Source organism: Spirillospora sp. CA-294931, from assembly GCF_050946795.1.
Taxonomy (GTDB): Bacteria; Actinomycetota; Actinomycetes; order Streptosporangiales; family Streptosporangiaceae; genus Spirillospora.
On sequence record NZ_CP192006.1, the window covers coordinates 3,332,860 to 3,354,526 of the forward strand.

The 21,667-nt window shown below is 72.5% G+C and carries 23 protein-coding genes; 17 read left to right on the plus strand and 6 right to left on the minus strand.

Annotated elements, in window-relative coordinates; all coding sequences use genetic code 11:
• The first annotated feature begins 11 nt into the window (after positions 1-11).
• From ACQPY4_RS14855 to ACQPY4_RS14935, 17 genes are all read left to right on the plus strand, one after another.
• Complete coding sequence (locus ACQPY4_RS14855) at positions 12-467, plus strand: anthrone oxygenase family protein (protein ID WP_433336582.1); 456 nt, start codon at positions 12-14, stop codon at positions 465-467.
• Between the two features lie 44 nt (positions 468-511).
• Positions 512-880: a TcmI family type II polyketide cyclase gene (locus tag ACQPY4_RS14860; protein WP_433336584.1), complete on the plus strand. Its 369-nt coding sequence runs from the start codon at positions 512-514 to the stop codon at positions 878-880.
• Entirely contained in the window at positions 877-1,884 is a 1,008-nt protein-coding gene (locus ACQPY4_RS14865; protein WP_433336586.1) for an amidohydrolase family protein, read from the plus strand. Before ACQPY4_RS14860 ends, ACQPY4_RS14865 begins: the two co-directional genes overlap by 4 nt.
• Positions 1,885-2,121: 237 nt before the next feature.
• Positions 2,122-2,454 carry a TcmI family type II polyketide cyclase gene (locus tag ACQPY4_RS14870; RefSeq protein ID WP_433336588.1) on the plus strand — a complete coding sequence of 111 codons (333 nt, stop codon included), beginning with the start codon at positions 2,122-2,124 and terminating at the stop codon, positions 2,452-2,454.
• Positions 2,451-4,157 carry an acetyl-CoA carboxylase carboxyltransferase subunit alpha gene (locus tag ACQPY4_RS14875; RefSeq protein ID WP_433336590.1) on the plus strand — a complete coding sequence of 569 codons (1,707 nt, stop codon included), beginning with the start codon at positions 2,451-2,453 and terminating at the stop codon, positions 4,155-4,157. The genes ACQPY4_RS14870 and ACQPY4_RS14875 overlap by 4 nt, the downstream gene beginning before the upstream one ends.
• Entirely contained in the window at positions 4,150-4,659 is a 510-nt protein-coding gene (locus tag ACQPY4_RS14880) for an acetyl-CoA carboxylase biotin carboxyl carrier protein (RefSeq protein ID WP_433336592.1), read from the plus strand. The genes ACQPY4_RS14875 and ACQPY4_RS14880 overlap by 8 nt, the downstream gene beginning before the upstream one ends.
• The gene (locus ACQPY4_RS14885; protein WP_433336594.1) at positions 4,656-6,038 is read left to right on the plus strand and encodes an acetyl-CoA carboxylase biotin carboxylase subunit; all 1,383 of its coding nucleotides are present in this window, start codon (positions 4,656-4,658) and stop codon (positions 6,036-6,038) included. Before ACQPY4_RS14880 ends, ACQPY4_RS14885 begins: the two co-directional genes overlap by 4 nt.
• Before the next feature lie 144 nt (positions 6,039-6,182).
• On the plus strand, positions 6,183-6,437 hold the full coding sequence (locus ACQPY4_RS14890; protein ID WP_433336596.1) for a phosphopantetheine-binding protein: 255 nt from the start codon (positions 6,183-6,185) through the stop codon (positions 6,435-6,437).
• 13 nt (positions 6,438-6,450) lie between these two features.
• Positions 6,451-7,281: a cupin domain-containing protein gene (locus tag ACQPY4_RS14895; RefSeq protein WP_433336598.1), complete on the plus strand. Its 831-nt coding sequence runs from the start codon at positions 6,451-6,453 to the stop codon at positions 7,279-7,281.
• Positions 7,278-8,561 carry a beta-ketoacyl-[acyl-carrier-protein] synthase family protein gene (locus ACQPY4_RS14900; RefSeq protein WP_433336600.1) on the plus strand — a complete coding sequence of 428 codons (1,284 nt, stop codon included), beginning with the start codon at positions 7,278-7,280 and terminating at the stop codon, positions 8,559-8,561. Before ACQPY4_RS14895 ends, ACQPY4_RS14900 begins: the two co-directional genes overlap by 4 nt.
• Positions 8,558-9,790 (plus strand): beta-ketoacyl synthase N-terminal-like domain-containing protein, encoded by a 1,233-nt coding sequence (locus tag ACQPY4_RS14905; protein WP_433336602.1) that lies wholly within the window; start codon positions 8,558-8,560, stop codon positions 9,788-9,790. Before ACQPY4_RS14900 ends, ACQPY4_RS14905 begins: the two co-directional genes overlap by 4 nt.
• A 30-nt stretch (positions 9,791-9,820) precedes the next feature.
• Complete coding sequence (locus ACQPY4_RS14910; RefSeq protein WP_433336604.1) at positions 9,821-11,191, plus strand: alpha/beta hydrolase family protein; 1,371 nt, start codon at positions 9,821-9,823, stop codon at positions 11,189-11,191.
• A 15-nt stretch (positions 11,192-11,206) separates the two neighbouring features.
• Complete coding sequence (locus tag ACQPY4_RS14915; RefSeq protein ID WP_433336606.1) at positions 11,207-11,839, plus strand: NAD(P)-dependent oxidoreductase; 633 nt, start codon at positions 11,207-11,209, stop codon at positions 11,837-11,839.
• A gap of 104 nt (positions 11,840-11,943) precedes the next feature.
• A complete protein-coding gene (locus tag ACQPY4_RS14920; RefSeq protein ID WP_433336608.1) occupies positions 11,944-12,882 on the plus strand; it encodes a LysR family transcriptional regulator in 939 nt (312 codons plus the stop codon).
• Between the two features lie 90 nt (positions 12,883-12,972).
• On the plus strand, positions 12,973-13,524 hold the full coding sequence (gene ssuE / locus ACQPY4_RS14925; protein WP_433336610.1) for an NADPH-dependent FMN reductase: 552 nt from the start codon (positions 12,973-12,975) through the stop codon (positions 13,522-13,524).
• A gap of 11 nt (positions 13,525-13,535) precedes the next feature.
• A complete protein-coding gene (locus tag ACQPY4_RS14930) occupies positions 13,536-14,690 on the plus strand; it encodes an LLM class flavin-dependent oxidoreductase (protein ID WP_433336612.1) in 1,155 nt (384 codons plus the stop codon).
• A gap of 80 nt (positions 14,691-14,770) precedes the next feature.
• Positions 14,771-16,075, plus strand: a complete 1,305-nt coding sequence (locus ACQPY4_RS14935) for an erythromycin esterase family protein (RefSeq protein WP_433336614.1) — start codon at positions 14,771-14,773, stop codon at positions 16,073-16,075.
• Here ACQPY4_RS14935 and ACQPY4_RS14940 read toward each other — a convergent pair.
• The 6 genes from ACQPY4_RS14940 to ACQPY4_RS14965 form a co-directional block, all read right to left on the minus strand.
• Entirely contained in the window at positions 16,053-16,631 is a 579-nt protein-coding gene (locus tag ACQPY4_RS14940) for a GNAT family N-acetyltransferase (protein WP_433336616.1), read from the minus strand. The genes ACQPY4_RS14935 and ACQPY4_RS14940 overlap by 23 nt on opposite strands.
• A 39-nt stretch (positions 16,632-16,670) precedes the next feature.
• A complete protein-coding gene (locus tag ACQPY4_RS14945; RefSeq protein WP_433336618.1) occupies positions 16,671-17,303 on the minus strand; it encodes a TetR/AcrR family transcriptional regulator in 633 nt (210 codons plus the stop codon).
• A 40-nt stretch (positions 17,304-17,343) separates the two neighbouring features.
• Positions 17,344-17,733 (minus strand): SCP2 sterol-binding domain-containing protein, encoded by a 390-nt coding sequence (locus tag ACQPY4_RS14950; RefSeq protein WP_433336620.1) that lies wholly within the window; start codon positions 17,731-17,733, stop codon positions 17,344-17,346.
• Positions 17,734-17,759: 26 nt separating this feature from the next.
• Positions 17,760-19,148, minus strand: coding sequence for an aldehyde dehydrogenase family protein (locus tag ACQPY4_RS14955; RefSeq protein ID WP_433336622.1), 1,389 nt, complete (start codon positions 19,146-19,148; stop codon positions 17,760-17,762).
• Positions 19,149-19,153: 5 nt separating this feature from the next.
• On the minus strand, positions 19,154-20,323 hold the full coding sequence (locus ACQPY4_RS14960) for an aromatic ring-hydroxylating oxygenase subunit alpha (RefSeq protein WP_433336624.1): 1,170 nt from the start codon (positions 20,321-20,323) through the stop codon (positions 19,154-19,156).
• 73 nt (positions 20,324-20,396) lie between these two features.
• Positions 20,397-21,593: an aromatic ring-hydroxylating oxygenase subunit alpha gene (locus tag ACQPY4_RS14965; RefSeq protein WP_433336626.1), complete on the minus strand. Its 1,197-nt coding sequence runs from the start codon at positions 21,591-21,593 to the stop codon at positions 20,397-20,399.
• Between the last annotated feature and the right edge of the window lie 74 nt (positions 21,594-21,667).

Sequence of the window (21,667 nt, forward strand, 5' to 3'; positions counted from 1 at the left end):
AGGGGTCCACGATGCTGGTGAACACCCTGTCGCTGCTGGTGCTCGTCGGCAGCGGCACCGTGGCGGGCACCCTGTTCGCCGTCGCGCGGGCCGTCGTCCCGACCATGGTGGCGCTGCCGGGCAACCGCTACGTCCAGGTGCACCAGCTCCTGGACCGCCGGTTCGACCCGCTGCTGCCCTGGGTGACCCGGGTGACGATGGCGACGGCGCTGGTGCTGGCCTTCCTGTCCGTCTCCACCACCTCCCGCGTCCTGATCGGCGCGGGCCTCGCCATGTCGGTGATGCTCGCGGTGATCTCCGACACCCGCAACGTGCCCATCAACAAGCGGATCGCCGACTGGGACCCGGAGAACGCCCCGGCCGAGTGGGACGAGCTGCGCGGCCGCTGGTGCCGCGCCAACACCGTCCGCACCGTGTTCGCGCTGGGCGCGTTCGTCAGCTACTCGCTCGCGGCGATGCTCGTCTGACTGTGCCGCGAACCCGATACCGCCACTGTGAAAGGACCAGGACGATGGAACGTCACGCCATCATGTTCAAAATCAAGCCGGGCTCCCAGGACAAGGTCGCCGAGCTGCTGGCCGGCTACGCGCCGCCGGAGTGGACGGCCCCGGACGGCACGAAGCTGCTCAACACCTCGATCTTCATGAAGGACGACCTGGTCGTCCGGATGATCGAGATCGAGGGCAGCCTGCCGGGCCTGATGCAGCACCTGGCCGCGCAGCCCACCATCCAGCGGGTCGAGCGCGAGATCTCCGAGCACCTGGTGGAGGAGCGCGACGCCAGCAGTCCCGAGGGCGCCCGCGACTTCTTCATCCGCGCCCTCATGCGCCACGTCACCACCCGCAGGGCCGACTTCTCCGACGAGGAGGCCACCGCATGATGATCGACGTCCACGGCCATCTGGCCGCGGCGGGCGCCGGGGGTCTCGGCCCGCCCAGCCTCTTCGACCCCGAAGGGTCGATCGAGGCCAAGCGGGAGCAGGGCATCGACCTCACCGTCATCGGGAGTCCCTGCGGCGCCGGGTCCATGCTCCCCGGCGCCGCCGCCGAGAACTACGCCCAGCCCGTCGACAAGGTCCGCGCCTACAACGAGGCCATCGGGGACCTGGTCACCAAGTTCCCCGACGCGCTGCGCGCCTACGCCTACCTGAACCCGTTCGGCGGCGACGCGATGCTCCGGCAGGCCGCCGACCTGATGGCCGACCCGAGGTTCGTCGGCCTCATCGTCAACTCCAGCGTGAACGGCCGGTACCTCAGCGACCCCGGCGCGGGGGACTTCTTCGCCCTGGCCGCCGAGCTCGAGGCGCCGGTGCTGGTCCACCCGCCCGCCGAGCCCGTCGGGACGCTCAACATGGGGGGCCACATCGGGCTGGTCGAGCACCTGGTCCGGCCGTGCGACGTCACCGCGGGCATCGCGGCGATCGTGTGCGCGGGCTGGCTGGAGCGCCACCCCGGGCTCCGCCTCATCGCCGCCGGGGGAGGGGGTGGGCTCGCCCACCTTCCCGAGAAGCTCGACGTCGCCATGCGTCCCTGGCCGGGGCAGCCCCCGTCCGGCCCGCACGGCTCCCCGGGGACGGCGAGCCCCAGCGAGTCGCTCAAGCGCGTGTACGTCGACACCTCCTTCCCCAGCGCCGCCCAGGTGCGCGCGAACCTGGCCACGTTCACCGCCGGCCGGATGCTCATCGGCACGGACGCGCCCCCGCTGATGGACCAGATCAAGCCCATCACCGAGATCCTCCAATCCGAGCTCACCGGCCCCGGCGAGTTCGAGAGCGTCGCCTGGCGCAACGCCGCCGACCTCTTCGGCATCACGGTCCCGGTGTGGGGGGACGACCCCTCGCACCCCCCGGCGGCCGGATCGGCCGAGACCGTCCCGGCGGCCTGAGCCCCTCCAGCGACCGCCGGCCGCGCCAGTCCCCCACGTGCGCGGTCGGCGGTCCTTCGCATGCCCGCCGACCTGCGGCGGGCCGCGCGTCCTGTCCCCTTCCTTAGGGGGTTCTGGGAGTCCCCCATGAGGCGGAGGCTCCCCCTGCCAGGGGGAGCGCGAGGTTCATTACGGCGGTGGGAGACGGGGCGGGGCGCGGCTCCTAGCGTGAATTCCGAAATCGAAGGGAGATTTCCCATGACCGAACGGACTCTCATCGTCGCCCGCATGCGGCCGGGATCGGCGGCCGAGGTCGCCGAGCTGTTCGCCGCGTCCGACGGGGCGGAGCTGCCCCGGGCACTCGGTGTGACCCGTCGCGATCTGTACCTGTACCACGACCTGTACTTCCACTACGTCGAGTTCGACGGGTCCGCGTCCGACGCGATGGCCGGCGCGGGCGAGCGCGAGGACTTCCAGCGGCTGTGCCGCGACCTCGACCCGCACATCACCCCGTACGACCCGAAGACCTGGGCGAGCCCGGCCGACGCCAGGGCCAAGCCCTTCTACCACTGGACGGGTGAGGCGCGATGACCGTGCTCGACACGCGCGGCGCCGCCGGAGCGGCGGGGCAGGACGCGGCCGACGACAAGTGGACGCACTGCAAGAGCTGCGGCGCGACCGTCTACATCCCGCGGCTGGTGCGCAACCAGCACGTGTGCCCCGAGTGCGAGCACCACCACCGCATCGGCGCCGACGAGCGCATCAGGACCCTCGTCGACGAGGGCTCGTTCCTGCCGTCCGAGCCCGTGCGCGGCTCGGACCCGCTCGGCTTCACCGACATCCGCCCGTACCGGGAGCGGCTCGTCAAGGCGCGGGCCCGCACCGGCAAGCCGGACGCCATGCCCTACGGCTCGGCGACGATCGGCGGCCACCCCGTGATGGTCGCGGTGATGGACTTCGGGTTCCTGGGCGGCAGCATGGGGTCGGCCGTGGGCGAGACGCTGGCCCGCGCCTGCGAGGAGGCCATCGCGCGCTCCTGGCCGCTGGTCTTCGTCACCGCCTCGGGCGGCGCGCGGATGCAGGAGGGCACGCTCTCGCTGATGCAGATGGCCAAGACCGCCCAGGCGCTGGAGCGCATGCGCGAGGTCGGGCTGCTGTCGGTCGGCGTGCTCACCGACCCGACCTTCGGCGGTGTCACCGCGTCGTTCGCGACGCTGGCCGACGTGCTGATCGCCGAGCGCGGCGCGCTGATCGGCTTCGCCGGTCCCCGGGTGATCGCCTCGGCGACCCGCGAGACGCTGCCCGCCGGGTTCCAGACGGCCGAGTACCTCAAGAACCAGGGGATGATCGACCGGGTCGAGACCCGTGAGGGCGTCCGGCCGCTCATCGCGCGGCTGCTGACCCTGTACGCGGGCCCGCGCCGTCCCGGCGAGGCCGGGGCCGGGGCACCCGTCGTGCGGGACGTGGCCGAGCTGGGAACGCTCAAGGCGACCGGGCGCAGCGCCTGGGAGACCGTCCGGCTGGCCCGCGACATCCAGCGCCCCACGACGCTGGACTACATCTGGCACATGTGCGGCGACTTCATCGAGCTGCACGGCGACCGGCACCACGGCGACGACCCCGCGGTCGTCGGCGGGATCGGCGTGATCGACGGCGTCAGCGTGATGGTCATCGGCCAGCAGAAGGGCCACGACACCAAGGAACTGGTCGCCCGCAACTTCGGGATGCCCGAGCCCGAGGGCTACCGCAAGGCGCTGCGCCTGATGCGCCTGGCCGAGACCCTCGGCCTGCCGGTGGTCACCTTCGTCGACACCCAGGGCGCCGCCCCGGGCATCGGCGCCGAGGAGCGCGGCCAGGCGTGGGCGATCTCCGAGTGCATCGCCGGGATGTCGGGGCTCGGCGTCCCGATCGTGTCTACGGTGACCGGCGAGGGCGGCAGCGGCGGCGCGCTCGCGCTGGCCGTGGCCGACACCGTGCTGATGCTGGAGAACTCCTGCTACTCGGTCATCAGCCCCGAGAGCTGCTCCACCATCCTGCACGGCGAGCCGTCCAAGGGGCCCGACATGGCCGAGGCCCTGCGCATCACCGCGCCCGAGCTGCTGCGGCTCGGCGTGATCGACGGGATCGTGCGCGAGCCCGACGGGGGAACGCAGGCGGCGCCCGCACGGGCCGCCGCCGCCGTGAAGGGGGCCGTCCTGGGCGCGCTGGCCGAGCTGGGCGCCCTGGACGCCGACGAGCTGCGGGACCGCAGGTACGCCAGGTTCCGCCGGATGGGAGTCGTTGAGGATGTCTGAGCAACCGACCGAAACCGAGTCCAGCGAGTCCGAGCACGAGTCGCTCCGGCTGCTGCGCGAGGAGGTCAGCCATCTGGTCAAGACCGTGCCGGGGCCGGTCTCCAGCGTCTCGGCCCGGCTGGGCGACGTCGCCCTGGAGGTGACCTGGGCGCACGCCCTGGCCGAGCCCGCGCCCGTCGCGGCGGCCACCGTGCAGGCCGCGGTCGTCCAGGCGGCGGCCGAGGTCCCGGTCGTCGAGGCGCCGGCCGACCCGAACGTCAAGGACGTCGCCGCGCCGCTGGTGGGCACGTTCTACGTGGCCCCCGAGCCGGGCGCGCCCCCGTTCGTCCAGGAGGGCGACCGGGTCGAGGCCGGGCAGACCATCGGGATCGTCGAGGCGATGAAGCTGATGAACCCGGTCGTCACCGAGTGGGCGGGCGAGGTCGTCGCGGTGCTGCCGGGCAACGCCGAGCCCATCGAGTTCGGCCAGACCCTCGTGCGGGTCCGGGTGGAGACGCCGTGAGCCGCCCGATCGGCACCGTGCTGATCGCCAACCGCGGGGAGATCGCGCTGCGGATCGCGCGCACCTGCCGGGAGATGGGCATCCGCACGGTCGCCGTCCACTCCACGCCGGACCGCGACTCCCAGGTCGTCAGGTACGCCGACGAGACGGTGCACATCGGCCCGGCGCCGTCCCGCCGCAGCTACCTGTACGTGCCCAGCCTCATCGAGGCCGCGCTGCGCACCGGCGCCGACGCCATCCACCCCGGGTACGGCTTCCTGTCGGAGGACCCCGACTTCGCGCAGGTCTGCGCCGAGAACGGGATCACCTTCATCGGGCCCAGGCCCGAGGTGATGGAGCAGGTCGGCGACAAGGCCCGGGTCCGCACGCTGATGGGCAGGGCGGGCCTGCCGCTGCTGCCCGGCAGCGACGGCGGCGTCCCCACCCTCGCCGACGCCGAGGAGATCGGCGCCGAGATCGGCTACCCGGTCATCGTGAAGGCCGCGGCGGGCGGCGGCGGGCGCGGCATCGAGATCGCCCGCGACCGCGCCGAGCTGCAGGACGTCTACCGCCGCACGACCGCGCTGGCCCGCCGGCTGTTCGGCAACGGCGAGGTCTACCTGGAGCGGTACCTGCCCGCCGCCCGGCACGTCGAGGTGCAGCTGCTGTGCGACGAGCACGGGACGGCCCTGCACCTGGGCGAGCGCGACTGCTCGATGCAGCGCCGCAACCAGAAGCTGATCGAGGAGGCGCCCTCGCCGCTGCTGCCCGAGCGGCTGCGCGCCGAGCTGGGCGAGCACGCCACCGCCGGTGCCCGCGCCGTCGGCTACACCGGCGCCGGGACGATGGAGTTCCTGGTCGACCCCGAGGGGTCGGTCACCTTCATGGAGATCAACGGGCGGATCCAGGTCGAGCACCCGGTCACCGAGATGATGACCGGCGTCGACCTGATCCGCGAGCAGATCCGGGTCGCGGGCGGGGCTCCGCTCGGCTTCGCCCAGGAGGACGTGCGGTTCCACGGCGCGGCCCTGGAGTGCCGCGTCAACGCCGAGGACCCGGACTTCAACTTCCGTCCCACGCCCGGTCGGCTCGCGGTCTTCCGCCCGCCCGGCGGGCCCGGGGTGCGCGTCGACTCGGGGTTCGCCCAGGGCGACGCCGTGCCGCCCGACTACGACTCGCTCGTGGCCAAGCTCATCGTCTGGGCCCCGTCCAGGGACGAGGCCATCGAAAAGGCGCTACGCGGTCTGGATGAATTTCAGGTGTCCGGTCCCGGTGTCGCCACGACCATTCCCCTTCTGAAAAGGCTGTTGCGGGAGCCCGCCTTTGTCTCCGGGGCGCACACCACCCGTTTCGTCGACCAGATCATGGCCGACCAGAAGCCGACGACCTGGGCGGCCTGACCGCGCGGCGGTCCCGCCCCTCCTCCGCGCGGTGGAGAACAGCGCCATCGGGGGACGTGGACATTCCCCATTCCGGCGGAAGACGGACACCAATTCACACACATATCTTTTTCAGTGACAGAGACATTGGATAGGAGCTCGGTAATGGTCGGAGACATCATCAGCGACGAGGTCATCAAGGAACTGCTGTTCGCCGTCGGGCTGGACCGCTCGGCCGGGGCCGAGGCGTTCGGCCGCTCGTTCGAGGACCTGGACCTGGACTCGCTGGCCCGGATGGAGATCGCCACCCGGATCCAGGACCGCTACGACGTCGACGTGGAGGAGGAGCTCACCGCCGAGGAGACCCCGGCGGGGCTCAAGGACATGGTCACCAGCCGGCTCACCACCGCGCGCGCCTGAGGAGACGACAGACATGATCGGTCACACCTACAACCACGTCGACATCGACGCCTCCGTCCCTTTCGTCTTCGCCCAGACCAACGACGTGCGCGGCTGGCCCGACCTGTTCTCCGAGTACTCCAAGGCCGAGGTCCTGGAGGAGGGCGAGAACTCGATCACCTTCCGCCTCACCATGCACCCGGACGAGCAGGGCCGCGAGTGGTCCTGGGTCTCGACCCGAGTGTGGGACCCCGAGACCTTCACCGTCCGCTCGCGCCGGGTCGAGAAGGGCCCGTTCGAGTTCATGAACATCACCTGGACCTTCGAGGCCCTGGCCGACGACCGGACCCGGATGCGCTGGACCCAGGACTTCGAGATGAAGGACGGCGCGCCGCTGGACACCGCCGGGATGACCGAGCGGATCAACGTCAACACCGGCATTCAGATGAAGCTCATCAAGGACAAGGTCGAGCAGCGGCGCCGGACGGTCGTCGGGTTCCACGACGTGCCGTCCAACGGAAAGCGCGGCGGTGACCTGCGGACGATGGTCTCGCCGGCCAACGTCGGCTCGACCTCGGGATTCTGCGGCGCCGTCCGGCTGGCGCCCGGCGAGAAGGTCACCGAGCACTACCACCCGTACTCCGAGGAGTACCTGTACGTGGCCTCCGGCGAGCTGCGGGTCGAGCTGGACGGCGAGCCGCTGGCCGTCGGCACCGACCAGGCCCTGCTCATCCCGCGCAACACCCGGCACCGCCTGCTGAACACCGGCGACGCCGAGGTGCTGGCGGTCTTCCAGCTCAGCCCGCTGGCCCCCCGGCCCGAGCTGGGCCACGTGGACACCGAGCCCTACCCCGAGGAGGTGTGATGCGACGCGTCGTGGTGACCGGGATCGGAGTCGTCGCCCCCGGCGGCCCGTCCCGCGAGGAGTTCTGGCAGCGCATCGTGGACGGCAAGCCCGCGATCCGCCGCGTCACGGCGTTCGAGCCCACCGGCTACCGGTCGCAGATCGCCGCCGAGGTCGACTTCAACCCCGTCAGGTACGGCCTGACGCCGCGCGAGACCCGCCGGATGGACCGCTTCGTCCAGATGGCGGTGGCCTGCGCGGACGAGGCGATCTCCGACTCCGGGCTCGGCCCGGCGGCCGGCGGCGCGGGCCTGCTGTCCGGGCACGAGCGGACCGGGGTCTCGCTCGGCTCGGCGGTGGGCGCGACGATCACGCTGGAGGACGAGTACGTCGTGGCCAGCGACCACGGCCGCGACTGGGCCGTGGACCACCAGCACGGGATGCCCTTCCTCTACCAGGCGCTGGTGCCCTCCAGCGCCGCGACCGAGCTGGCCGTCCGGTACGGCGCACACGGCCCGGCGTCGGTGGTCTCCACCGGCTGCACCTCCGGGATCGACGCGCTCGGCCAGGCCCTCCAGCTCATCCAGGACGGCGAGGCCGACGTGATGATCGCGGGCGCGTCCGACGCCCCGATCTCGCCGATCACCGTGGCGTGCTTCGACGCGATCCGCGCGACCACGCCGATGAACGGCGACCCCGAGCAGGCGTCCCGCCCGTTCGACAACGAGCGCAAGGGCTTCGTCCTCGGCGAGGGCGCGGCCGTGCTGGTCCTGGAGGAGCTGGAGCACGCCAGGGCCCGCGGCGCCGAGATCTACTGCGAGGTCAGCGGCTACGCGGCCCGCGCCAACGGGTTCCACATGACGGGTCTGCGGCCCGACGGGTACGAGCTGGGCGAGGCCATTTCCGACGCGATGAACCAGGCCAGGCTCGACCCGTCCGACCTGGGCTACATCAGCGCCCACGGGTCGGGAACCAAGCAGAACGACAAGCACGAGACCGCCGCCTACAAGCGGGCGCTCGGCGAGGCCGCGCGCGACGTCCCGATCAGCTCGATCAAGTCGGTGATCGGGCACTCGCTCGGCGCCATCGGCTCGATCGAGATGGCGGCCTGCGCGCTGGTCATCGACCGCGGGGTGGCGCCGCCCACCGCCAACCTGCACACGCCCGACCCCGACTGCGACCTGGACTACACGCCGCTGGTGGCGCGGGACGTCACGGCCGACCACGTCCTGTCGGCCGGCAGCGGGTTCGGCGGGTTCCAGTCGGCGATGGTGTTCTCGCGGCTCGGGGCGGGCGCATGAGCCGCCGCACCGTCATCACCGGGCTCGGCGTCGTCGCGCCCACCGGCATCGGCGCCGTCGAGCACTGGGAGACCACGCTCGCCGGCACCGCCCGCATCGCGCCGCTGGACGGCGAGGACGCCGCCAGGCTGCCGATCCGGGTCGCGGGACGCGTCGAGGGCTTCGACAAGAGCGAGTTCGTCGAGAGCCGGCTGGCCGTCCAGACCGACCACTGGACGTGGATGGCCCTGGCCGCCACCGAGCTGGCGCTGGTCGACGCGGCCCTGGACCCGAGCCGGGAGGACCCGTTCGCGCTGTCGGTCGTCACCGCCAGCGCGTCCGGCGGCAACGCGTTCGGGCAGAAGGAGATTCAGGCGCTGTGGCGGGACGGTCCGCGCAACGTCAGCGCCTACCAGTCGATCGGCTGGTTCTACGCCGCCAGCAGCGGCCAGATCTCCATCAAGCACCAGCTCAAGGGCGCCTGCGGGGTGCTGGTCGCCGACGCGGCGGGCGCGGTGGACGCGCTGGCCTCGGCGGCGCGGCAGATCCGCCGCGGGCTGTCGGCCGTCGTCACCGGCGGCACCGAGGCGCCGCTGTCCCCGTACGCGCTGGCCTGCCAGTCGCGCCTGGACACCCTCAACGCCGAGGCGGACCCGGCGCTGGCGTACCGGCCGTTCGCGGCGGGCGCGGCCGGGTTCGTGCCCGGCGAGGGCGGCGCGGTCATCATCGCCGAGGAGCTGGAGCACGCCAGGGAGCGCGGCGCTCCGCAGATCTACGCCGAGGTCGCGGGCTGCGCGTCCACGCACGACGCCTACCACGTCATGGACGCGGCGCCGGGCCACACCCAGCTCGCCGCGGCCATGCGGCAGGCGCTGGACCGGGCGGGCCTGGCCCCCGCGGACGTCTCGGTGGTCTTCGCCGACGGCGCGGGCGACGCCGAGCGCGACCGGCTGGAGATCGCGGCGCTGCACGAGGTCTTCGGCGACCGGCGCGTCCCGGTCACCGTGCCCAAGACGATGACCGGCCGCCTGTGCTCCGGCGGCGCGGCGCTCGACGTGGCCTCGGCCGCCCTGGCGCTGTCGGGCGGCGTGATCCCGCCCACGGTCAACGTGGGGCCGATCGAGGAGCTCGACCTGGTGACGTCCGCGCGCCGGGTGCCGGACCTGTCCGCGGCCCTGGTCGTGGCCCGGGGGACGGGCGGATTCAACGCCGCCGCCGTGCTGACCCTGCCCCCCGACCAGCCGTCCTGACCACGCCGTCCAGACGGCAGAGGAGATGCGATGAGAGCCAAGACGATCGGGGCGGGGCTGCTGGCGGTGCTGGCGGCCTCGGCCGTCCAGCCCGCCGCGCCCGTCCGGGCCGACGAGGGCCCCGCCCATGTGGAGGGGACGCTGGCCAGCGGCGCGACGTACGTCATGGACGTCCCCGCCGGCTGGAACGGTACCGTGCTGCTCTACAGCCACGGGTACGTGACCCAGGGACAGCCGAACCCCGCGCGAGCCGCCTCGAACGACGCCGTTCGCGACGCCGCGCTGGCCCAGGGCTACGCCCTGATCGGCTCGTCGTACGCCAAGACGGGGTGGGCGGTGGGCGAGGCCGTCCCCGACCAGTTGGCCACGCTGGCCGAGTTCACCCGCAGGTTCGGCGCCGCCCGCAAGAAGATCGCGTGGGGGACCTCGTACGGCGGGCTGATCACCACGGCGCTGGCCGAGCGGCACGGGCGGACCTTCGACGGGACGCTGGCGATGTGCGGGCTCCAGCAGGGCGGCATCGCCCACTTCAACGCGCTGCTGGACACCACCTTCGCGGTGAAGACGCTGATCGGCGGGCTCGACGACGTCCCGCTGACCGGCGTCCCCGACCAGGCGACGGCCACCCAGTGGGCGGGCCGGGTCACCGCGGCGCTCAAGCAGGCGCAGGAGACGCCCGAGGGACGGGCGCGGATCGCGCTGGCCGCCTCGCTGTACAACCTGCCGTCGTGGCCGGGGCCGATGGTCCCCGAGCCCGCGCCCGACGACTACGAGACCTGGGAGGTCAACCAGGCCCGCCACATGGTGGGCCCGTTCTTCAACGTGGCCTACACCTGGCGCGCCGAGATCGAGGCCCGCACCGGCGGCAACGTCTCGTGGAACACCGGCGTCGACTACCGTGCGCTGGTCGAGAAGTCCTCGGACCGGGCCGAGGTGCACGCCCTGTACGCCAAGGCGGGCCTGTCGCTGGACGGCGACCTGGGCAGGCTCAAGGACGCCCAGCGCGTGAAGCCGAGCCTGCTGCCCGCCGCCAACCTGGCCAAGACCAGCATGTTCACCGGTGATCTGAAGCGGCCGATGCTGACCGTGCACACCACCGGCGACGGCGTCGTCCCGATCCAGGCCCAGACCACCTACCGCAACCTGGTGCGGGCGGCCGGGGACGACGGGCTGCTGGCCCGCGCCTACGTCCGTAAGGCCGGGCACTGCTCGTTCGGCACCGGCGAGGTGCTGGCCGCGGTCAAGACCCTGGAGGCGCGGATCGACGGCGGGACCTGGACGATCGACCCGGCCTCGCTCAACGACCTGGCCGGACGGCTCGACCCGGCGGTGCCGCCGAAGTTCACCGGCGCCGACCCCGGCCCGTACCTGCGCCCCTTCGATGTCCGCGGGGGCTCCTGACCGGAGGCGAACACCATGCATCTGACCATCTTCGGGGCCACGGGCGCGGTCGGCGGCGAGCTCGTCCGCCAGGCCGTGGACGCCGGCCACGACGTGACCGCCGTGGTGCGGCGGCCCACGCCCGCCCTCACCGGCGGCGGCCGCCTCACCGTGGCCACGGCCGACCTGACCGACCCGGCCTCGCTCGTCCCCATGATCGACGGCTGTGACGCGGTGCTGTCGGCGATCGGCTCGCCCGGCCGCGCGGTCTCCACCTCGCGGACGGACACCGCCGAGAAGATCATCGAGGCGATGGCCAAGGCGTCCGCGCGGCGGCTGATCGTGGTGAGCGCGAGCGCCGCCTTCACCGAGGAGGACGACGGCCCGGTGGCGCACTTCCTGGTCAAGCCGCTGGTGCGGAAGATCCTGAAGGGCCCGTTCAGCGACGCCCGCGCCATGGAGGCCGTGGTCCGCGAGAGCGGTCTGGACTGGACGATCATGCGGCCGCCGCGCCTCACCGACGGGCGGCTGACCCGCGACTACCGGATCGGCGTCGACCGCGGGCTCCGCGGCGGCTATCGGGTGGCCCGCGCCGACCTGGCCGACTGCATGCTCGGACTGATCGACGATCCCGACTTCCTCCACTGCACGGTGACCCCGGGCTACTGACCAGGGCCGCCCCTTGCGGCCCCTCCGCGCGACCCGCATCCTCACACCCGGGATGCGGGTCGCCTCGGTAGGCTTACCGATAATTTCGGTAGGGAAGGTTGGCTATGCGCGTCGAGCAGCTGGAGTACCTCAGGGCCGTCACCCGACTCGGGTCCCTGCGCCGCGCGGCCGAGGACCTGCACCTCTCGCAGCCCGCGCTGAGCGAGACCGTCCGCAACCTCGAGCGCGAGCTCGGCGTTGACCTGCTGGAGCGCCGCAGGTCGGGGGCCCGGATCAGCGCGGTCGGCCGCGAGCTGCTCCCGCACATCGAGAGCGTCCTGGAAGCGGTGGACCGGCTGCGCGAGGCGGCGGGCGAGCAGCATCGTGCCACCCGGACGCTCCGGGTGGGGACGGCGAACACCGCCACGGTGCCGCTGCTCGTCCCGGCCATCGGGGAGTTCCGCCGGGCGCATCCGGCGACCCAGGTGGAGGTCGTCGGCGCCCGGCAGGCGGGCATCCACCGCGCCCTGAGGGAGGGCGGCCTGGACCTCGGCCTGGTGAACCACCTGCGCGGCGACGACCCGCCGCCCGAGTTCGAGACCACCGAACTGCTGGCGGGACGGGCCGTGGCCTGCGTCCGGCCGGACGGCCCGTTGGCCGCACTGGCCTCGGTCGGCCCGGACGACCTGCTGCGCGAGCCCCTGATCGCGATGCGGTCCGGATATCTCATGCACCGGTTCGCGCATCGCTTCCTGGGCGGCGGGACGCCGTCCTTCTCCTACTCCGCCGACGGTGCCGAGATGGGCAAGCTGATGGTCGCCGAGGGGCTCGGCGTGACGGTGCTGCCCGACTTCAGCGTCGCGGGCGACCCGCTGGAACGTGCCGGGCTCATCACCTTCCGCCCGCTGGAGCCGCGCGGCGCCGACGTCCTGCTGGTGCTCCAGCGCCGCCGGTCGGCCTCGGTTCCGCAGCCGGTACGCGACCTGCACCGCCTGTTCGTCCGGACGGCCCGCGCCTACCGGGCGGCGGGTGAAAGGGATTCCCTGTCACCCGCTCGCGGATGACGAAGGACCGGGCCCTGGCGTCCGGCGATCCGTCGACTAGGATCTCCTATATTCAGACCGGAATTACATGAAATACCGAAGGGCTCCGCGATGTCCTCGATCCTCGTGCTGTCCGGCAGTCCCTCCCCGCTCTCGCGCACCGCCGCGCTGAGCGCCCACCTGGCGTCCCGCCTGCGCGATCGGGGCCACGACGTCGGCTCGGTCGCCGTCCGCGAGCTGCCCCCGGCCGAACTGCTGGCGGGCGACGCGTCCGACCCCCGCCTCGCCGAGGTCGTCCGCGCGATCGCCGCGGCCGATGGGCTCATCGTTGCCTCGCCCGTCTACAAGGCCGCCTACAGCGGCCTGCTGAAGACGCTCCTCGACCTGCTCCCGCAGTTCGCGCTGGCCGGGAAGGTCGTGCTGCCGATCCTGACCGGCGGCACCCCCGCCCACGTCCTGGCCGTCGACTACGCCCTGCGGCCCGTGCTGGCGGCGCTGGGCGCCGGGCACGTGGTGCAGGGCCGGTTCGTCCTGGACCGGCACATCGAGCTCGTCCCCGGCGGCGTCCGGCTGGACCCCGCCGCCCGGGAACCCCTGTACCCGGTCGTCGACGCCTTCTCCGAGGCGCTGACGGCACGCCGACCCCTCGCACCCGTCCGCTGAAGGAGCCCGCGATGACTCTGACGTTCCACTGGTTCCTGCCGACCTACGGCGACAGCCGCCACCTGGTGGGAGGCGGCCACGGCACCGACGTCACCACGGCCGGTCGCGACCGGCCCGCCTCGATCGGCTACCTGGCCCAGATCGCCCGCGCGGCCGAGGACCTCGGCTTCGCCGGGGCGCTCACCCCGACCGGCGCCTGGTGCGAGGACGCCTGGCTCACCACCGCGATGGTGGCCCGCGAGACCGAGCGGCTGAAGTTCCTGGTCGCCTTCCGGCCCGGGCTGGTCTCGCCCACCCTCGCCGCCCAGATGGCCGCCACCTTCCAGCGGCACTCGGACGGACGGCTGCTGCTGAACGTGGTCACCGGCGGCGAGGACGCCGAGCAACGCGCCTACGGCGATGTCCTGGACAAGGAGCAGCGCTACGCCCGCACCGACGAGTTCCTCACGGTGACGCGGGCCCTCTGGCGCGGCGAGCGGGTCGACCTCGAAGGACGCCACATCCGGGTGGCCGGGGCGTCCCTCACACGGCTTCCCGACCCCGTCCCGCGCGTGTACTTCGGCGGGTCGTCGCCCGCCGCCGGCCGGGTCGCGGCGCGGCACGCCGACGTCTACCTCACCTGGGGCGAGCCGCCCGGCCAGGTCGCCGAGAAGATCGCCTGGATCCGCCGCGAGTCCGCCGCGACCGGGCGGGCGCCGCGCTTCGGCATCCGCCTGCACGTGATCAGCCGTGACACCGCCGAGCAGGCGTGGGCCGAGGCCGAGCGGCTGCTGGCCGCCCTGGACCCCGATGTCATCGCCGCCGTCCAGAAGGGCTTGGCCCGCAGCGGCTCGGAGGGGCAGCGGCGGATGCTGGACCTGCACGGCGGGCGCACCGACGCCCTGGAGGTGGCGCCGAACCTGTGGGCCGGGGTCGGCCTGGTCAGGGGAGGGGCCGGGACGGCGCTGGTCGGCAGCCACACCGAGGTCGCCGACCGCATCGAGGAGTACCACGCCCTGGGCATCGACGAGTTCGTCCTGTCGGGCCACCCGCACCTGGAGGAGGCCTACTGGTTCGGCGAGGGCGTCCTGCCCGTGCTCCAGGCCCGGGGCCTGTGGCGCCACCCCGGCGCGCCCGAGCCCGTCCCGGCGAGCGTCCCCTTCGCCGCCCTGGAGCCCGCGCGCTGATCATGGAGGGAGAGCCCCACCCGGCGTCCTGGTGCTGGCCGTAGTGCTCCGCCGGTCACGCGGCTCGGAGGATGGACGCCATGTCCTTGAGAACACGCCGCACCCTCCCTTTCGTCCTCGTCCCCGCCGTCGCGGGAGCCCTGGCCGCGGCTCCCGCGCGGGCGGACGCCGGGCCCGTGACCGGGGCCATCGACCGCCATGCCAGGCCTCTGCTGTCGACCGGGCCCGGGGGTTCCTCGCACGACCTGCGCGCGCTGGGGCGGATGCTCGACGGCGCCGCCGTGGTCGGGCTCGGCGAGGCCACCCACAACTCCCGCGAGTTCTTCACCATGAAGAACCGGGTGTTCCAGTACCTGGTCAGGGAGAAGGGCTTCCGGGCGTTCAGCCAGGAGGTGCACATCGCGGCCGGTCTGCGCATCGACGACTACGTGGTGCGCGGCAAGGGCGACATCCGCCGCATCATGAACGAGGAGTTCCAGGGCGGCACCCGGCTGTGGAAGACCCGCGAGTACCTCGCCCTCTTCGAATGGATGCGCTCCTACAACGCGCGGCACAAGGCCAAGCTCCGCTATGTCGGCAACGACGTCGACTACCCCGGCGAGGAGCTGTTCGCCCGCGTCGAGAAGGACGTCCGCGCCCACCATCCCGACCTGCTCCCGGCGCTGGCCGAGGGCTACCGGGGTCTCCGTCCCACCACGGACATGGAGACCTGGATGAAGGACTACCCGGGCAAGCCCCTGGCCGAGCGCAGGGCCCTGGCCGGACGCGCCGACGGCGTCGTCGCCCTCCTGCGCGCCCGGGGCGCGGACGCGACGACGGTGCGCTACGCGTCCTTCGTCGCCCAGGTCGCCCGGCTGTACTCCTACGACATGGCCGACCGCGACGAGCTGCTCAAGGCCGTCCAGCACCGCGAGCGGGCGATGGCCGACAACACGGTCTGGTGGAACGGCCGCACCGGCGGGCGCACCCTGCTGTCGGCGCACAACGGCCACGTCGCCTACGGCAACTCCCGTCCGGAGTACCCGTACCGCATCCAGGGCGACCTGATCAGGGAGCGGATCGGCCGCCGCTACGTCGCGATCGGCTTCAGCTTCGGCCGGGGCGGGCTCAACGCCTTCGACCCCGAGACCGGGGTGCTGCGGCCCGTCACCGTCGGCCCGCCCGAGAAGGGGAGCAACGAGGAGACCCTCGACCGCTCGCGGCACCGCGACTACCTGCTCGACATGCGCACCGCGCCGCCGGTCCTGCGCGACTGGCTCGCCCGGACGCGGCCGACCCGCGACATCGGTTCCGACTACCCCGACGAGCTGCGCCCGGTCGCGCTCGGCACGTTCTACGACGTGCTGATCCACCTGCACCGGATCAGCCCGGCGTCGCTCCTGTGACCCGGGCCGCCGCCCACGTGGCGCGCAGCAGCTCGTACTCGACCTCTCCGAGCTCGGTGCCGTCGATGGGGTCGTCGAACTCCAGGTAGAAGGTCCGGACATAGGTCAGCCCCGCCTTCTCCATCACGCGGCGGGACGCGGTGTTGACCGCCATGGTCTCGGCGTAGACGCGCTTCACGCCGAGGTCGGCGAACCCCTTGTCGATGATCGCGCGGGAGCCCTCGGTGGCCAGGCCGCGCCCCCAGAACTCCCGGCGGAGCCGGTAGCCGAGCTCGACCTCCTCGGCGGCGCCCGAGGACGGCGGGCGCAGCGCGAACCAGCCGGCGAACGCGCCGGTGGACCGGTCGTGCGCGGCCCACCGGCCCACCGGGCCGCGCTCGTACTCCGCCAGGAGCGCCGGGAGCGTCTCGTCCCGGATCTCCTCCAGCGGAGTCGGGTCGCCCCCTGAGATGTAGGCCATCACCTCGGGGTCGGAGTCGAGCAGGACGAGCGCGTCCACGTCCTCCTCGGTGAACCGGCGCAGCACGAGCCGGGGGGTCTCCAGAAAGATGATCATGAGCGAATTCTCCGGGGACGCCGCACTGCCGTCGAACGATTATTCGCCGCGGTCGAGCGCGGCGGCCTCGCGGCGTATCGCCTCGACCGCGGCGCGGTCGCCGGCCAGGCCGGTCAGGGCGAAGTCGACGATCTCCGCCGCGCTCACGGCGATCTCGGGCAGGGCCATCGCGTCGAACAGCGCCAGCACCATCCGGGCCCCGCTCAGCGGATCCATCGGGCGCAGGTCGCCCTCGGCCTGCCCCCGCTCGATCAGCTCGGCCGCCACCCGCTCCAGCCGGTCCATCAGGGCGCGCTCGTCGGCGAAGCGGTCGTGCCCCAGCTCGGGCGTGGTGAGGATCGACACCAGCACGTACGGGGACTCCTGGAGATGCTCCAGCGAGGCGGTGAGCCACCGGCACAGCTGCGCCGAGGCGCGTCCCGGCCGGCCGGTCAGCTGCGCCGCCAGCTCGATCGGACGGCCGACCCCCAGCCTGACCAGTGAGGACAGGATGTCGTCCTTGGAGGAGAAGTGCTTGTAGAGCGCGGGCTGCGCGACGCCCACGGCGGCGGCGATGTCGCGGGTCGAGGTGGCCGAGTAGCCGTGCACCGCGAACAGCCGTGCCGCGGTGCGGAGAATGCGCTCGGCCGACGGCGACGGTTTCGCGCCGCCGGTGACCCTTCCCGCTGCCATGGGCGCCAAGCCTAGTCCAGCCCGTGCGGCGCGCCCGTCATCAGAACTCGGTCCCGGCACGGATCTTGTCCTGGACGGCCTTGAACTCCGGGGAGTTCAGCAGCGGCGTGAGCCGCATGGCCTTGACCATGCTGCCGCTGAACTTGGTGCGGCCCTGCGCGTAGGCGTCGTCGTCCGACAGTTCCCCCTTCTCGATGAGCACGCTGTCGGCGTAGGTCATCGTGACGGTGAAGTCGGCCCCCTCGCGCAGGCCCTGCGCGACCTCGGTGAGCCGCCCGTTCTCCAGGACCCAGTGGTAGTGGACGTCCTCGCCGTCCGGCGTCTCGGTCAGCACGTACTGGAGCACGGCGGTGGAGCCGGACCGCTCGGGCAGGCCATCGGCCGCCTCCACGACGTGGGCCATCCATTCGGGCGTGAGGTATTTCGGCATCGCTGTTGGTCCTCTCGGTCGTTCGGTCAGGCGCGGTGCAGGACGTGCAGGTCGGTGAAGCCCTCCAGGCCCCAGCGGCCGTGCTCGGCCCCGACACCGCTCCACTTGATCCCGCCGAGCGGCTCCTGCGGGCCGACCATGGCGAAGTGGGTGTTGACATAGGTGGTGCCGGCCTCCAGGCGCAGCGCCACCCGTTCGGCCCGGTCGGCGTCGGCTCCCCAGACCGACGCCGTCAGGCCGAAGGTGGTGTCGTTCGCGCGGGCGACGGCCTCGTCCACGTCCCGGTAGGAAAGGACGGGCAGCACCGGCCCGAACTGCTCCTCGGCGACGACCGGGGCGTCGTCCGGCGCCCCGGTGAGGATCGTCGGGGCGTGGAAGTACCCCTCCCGATCGAGGGCGCGCCCGCCGGTGACGGCGCGCGCCCCCCGGCCCAGGGCGTCCTCGACCAGGCCCCGGACCCGCTCGAACTGCTCCCGCGTGGTGAGCGGGCCGAGCGTGGTGCCCGCCTCGGCGCCGTCTCCGGCCCGCAGGGCCTCGGCCCCTTCGGCCAGCGCCACCACGAACGCGTCGTACCGGTGCTCGGGGACGTACAGCCGCTTGATCGCGGTGCACACCTGTCCGCAGTTGACGAACGCGTTCTCGATGACCGCGTCGGCCACCGTGGCCAGGTCGGCGTCGTCCAGGACGATCGAGGCGTCGTTGCCGCCGAGTTCCAGCGTGACCCGCTTGAGGTCGGCGCCCGCGGCCGCCGCGACCCGCTTGCCGGTGGCCACCGACCCGGTGAGGCTGATCTTCCTCGGGATCGGGTGGGACGCCATCGCCGCGCCGAGTCCGTCGCCCCCGCTGACGACGTTCAGCACGCCGGGCGGGAACGAGCCGCGCAGCAGCTCGCCCATCCGCAGCGTCGCCATCGGCGTGTGCGGCGAGGGCTTGAGCACCAGGGTGTTGCCGGTGAGCAGCGCGGGCGCGATCTTCCAGGACGCCAGCGCCAGCGGGAAGTTCCACGGCGTGATCGCGGCGACCACGCCGATCGGGCGGCGCAGCACCTCCACCCGCGCGTCCCCGTCCCGGTGGATCACCTCGGCCGGGATCTCGGTGTCGGCGTGGTGCTCCAGCCAGATCGCCATCGCGAAGACCTCGTGGGCCGCCTCGGTGACCGGCTTGCCCTGCTCGGCGGTGATCAGCCCGGCCAGCTCGGACACGTGCTCCTGGAGCACCGAGGCGGCGCGCCGCAGGCAGGCCCGCCGCGCCTCGGCGTCGGACCGCCATTCGGGGAAGGCGTCCCGCGCGGCCTCCATCGCCTCGTTCAGCCGTTCGGGCGGGCATTCGGGAGCGGAGGCGAACGGCTTGCCCGTGGCCGGGTTGACGACGTCGAAGACGGTGTCGGCGGTCACGGCGCGGCCGCCGATCGTCATCGTGCTCACAGCTTGCCCGGCCAGTCGGCGTCCTCGCTGAGCAGGGCCTTGGTCAGGGTGCGGTAGAAGATCATCACACCGGGCTGCTCCTTGGGGCTGAGGTGCCCGCGCTCGGCGAAGCGCGAGCCGAGCGTGCGCTGGACGCGCTCCAGGCCCCGCTGGTCCTCGATGTTGATGGCCGCCGCGGCGGCGGTGTTCTCCTCTCTGAGCGCCTCGGGGTCGGCGCCCTCGGCCATCGCCGCCGGCATCAGCACCCCGAACCTGACCAGGGTCCTGTCGATGGACTGGGGGATGAAGGTCACCCAGACCGCCTGGTCGCCGAAGGTGATGAGGCCCCCGCTGGGGAACTGGAGCAGCGCGGTGGCGTTGGCCCGCTGCTCCTCGGTGAGCGGCAGGGTCTCGGGGGGCAGCGTCTGGGCGAACGGGAAGCGGCCGTGGGTCAGCCAGGGGGACACCTGGTTGAGCCACATGTCGTTCCGGCCCGGCATGAACGGGTCGAGCGTGTTCGGGTGCAGGCCGATGACGTGGTAGTTCTCGGTGCCGTTCTCGTAGGCCAGCTTCCAGTTGGCGTCCCAGTCCTCGGTCCAGGACGCGACCTGCACCATCTCCTCGAACTTCCAGTTGGCCAGCTCGCCCGCCACCAGGTCCAGGTGCGCCGCGTACGACTCGGCGTCGCGGTCGAGGTTGACGTAGACCAGCCCCTTCCACTCCTCGACGGCGAACTCGGGGAGCCGGCAGGTCTTCGGGTCGAAGTCGGGGTTGCCCTTCATGAAGGTCGCCCCCGCGAGCCGCCCGTCCAGCCGGTACTTCCACAGGTGGTAGGGGCAGGTGAAGGATTCGGCGTTGCCGCTGGTGTCGGACTCCACGACCGGCATCAGCCGGTGCCGGCAGACCGGCGACATGGCGTGCAGGACGCCGTCCTCGTCCCGCGTGATCAGGACGGGCTCGCCCGCGATCGACAGCGACACGTAGTCGCCGGTGGCGGCCAGCTGGTCGGCGTGGGCCACCAGGACCCACGACCGGCCCCAGACCTTCACGCGTTCCAGCTCGTACAGGCCGGGGTCGGTGAAGGCGCGCGGCGGGAGGCTGAGCCAGGGAGGTTCGTCGTCCAGGTAGGGACGCATCTCGGCCAGGATCTCGTCGGTGGTGGTCGCCTGGGTGGTCCTGGTACTCATCTCGGCTCCTCGGGTTCGGACGGGTTATCAATCGATAACCACTCATCTGAGGTTATCACTCGATAACCGGTTGTCAAGATTCACGGCCGGGCGCGACCCGGTCGGCCAGGTAGCGCTGGAACTGCCAGACGCCGCGCTCCAGGTCGGAGAAGCGGCCGCGGTGCGCGGTCCGGGACGCCAGCCCCCGCTGCACGCCCTGGAGCGCGACGATGTCCTCGCTCTGGATCTGGCCGGTGATGGACCGGCCGCCCTCGACGAGCTCCGCGAAGTCCTGGACCTCGGTGGACCCGGGCGGCACGATCAGCCGGAGTTCGGCGCTGTGTGACTGGGGTCCGGTCGGCACCCAGCGGAACCAGGTGGCCGAGTCGGGGCTGACGGCGATCGCGAACAGCGGGAACACGACCACGGCGAGCATCCCCGAGCGCTGCTCGGGCGTCAGGCCCGGCCAGGACGGCAGCATCGTCGGCATGATCGGGTAGCCGTCCACCTCGGACTCGGCGAACTCGCGGGCGACCGGCATCAGCCCCGTGAACCAGATGCCGTCGCTCTCGTGGGCCTGGAAGCGCTGCGCGGGCAGCACCGGCTGGAGGCTCTCGGCGTGGGTGCCGAGATGGTGGTAGCTCTCGACGCCGTTCTCGACCGCGACCTTCCAGTTGGCCCCGATCTCCTCCCAGCCCATCGTGTCGGCGGTCACCCAGGTGCTGAAGTCGTAGGCGCCCAGCCGCTTCTCCAGCCCGGCGAGCCTCGGGGCGAGCGGCTCGGCGCCGGGGTCGAGGTTGACGAAGACGAACCCCTGCCACACCTCGAGGCCGTACTTGGGCAGGTGGCAGTCCCTGCGCTCGAAGTCGACCTTGCCCATCAGCGGCGCCCCGGCCAGGCGTCCGGCGTACTGGCCGTCCAGCCGGTAGACCCAGGTGTGGTACGGGCAGGTCAGGCGCGGGACGTTGCCCTCGCGCGGCGCGGTCTCCGGCGGCAGCAGATCCATGAACCGGTGCCGGCACACGCGCGAGAGCGCGTGCAGGTCGCCGTGCTCGTCGCGGGTGATGACGATCGGCTCGCCGAACAGCTCCACGGCCAGGTAGTCGCCCGTCCGGGGAAGCTGGTCGACCCGCCCGACGCACTGCCACTCGCGGCGGAACACGCGCTCGACCTCCAGCGCGTAGAACTCCGGGGACGTGTAGGCCGCCGGCGGCAGGGTCTCGCCGCGCTCCAGCGGCAGGTTCGCGACCCGGCACACCTCGTCCACGATCGACCCGACGTTCTGGATCATCGATGCTCCTTGGGAAGTTGCAAATTTCCCGCGTATTAGCGGGCTTCGATGAACCTAACGCGTGTCCAGAGTGA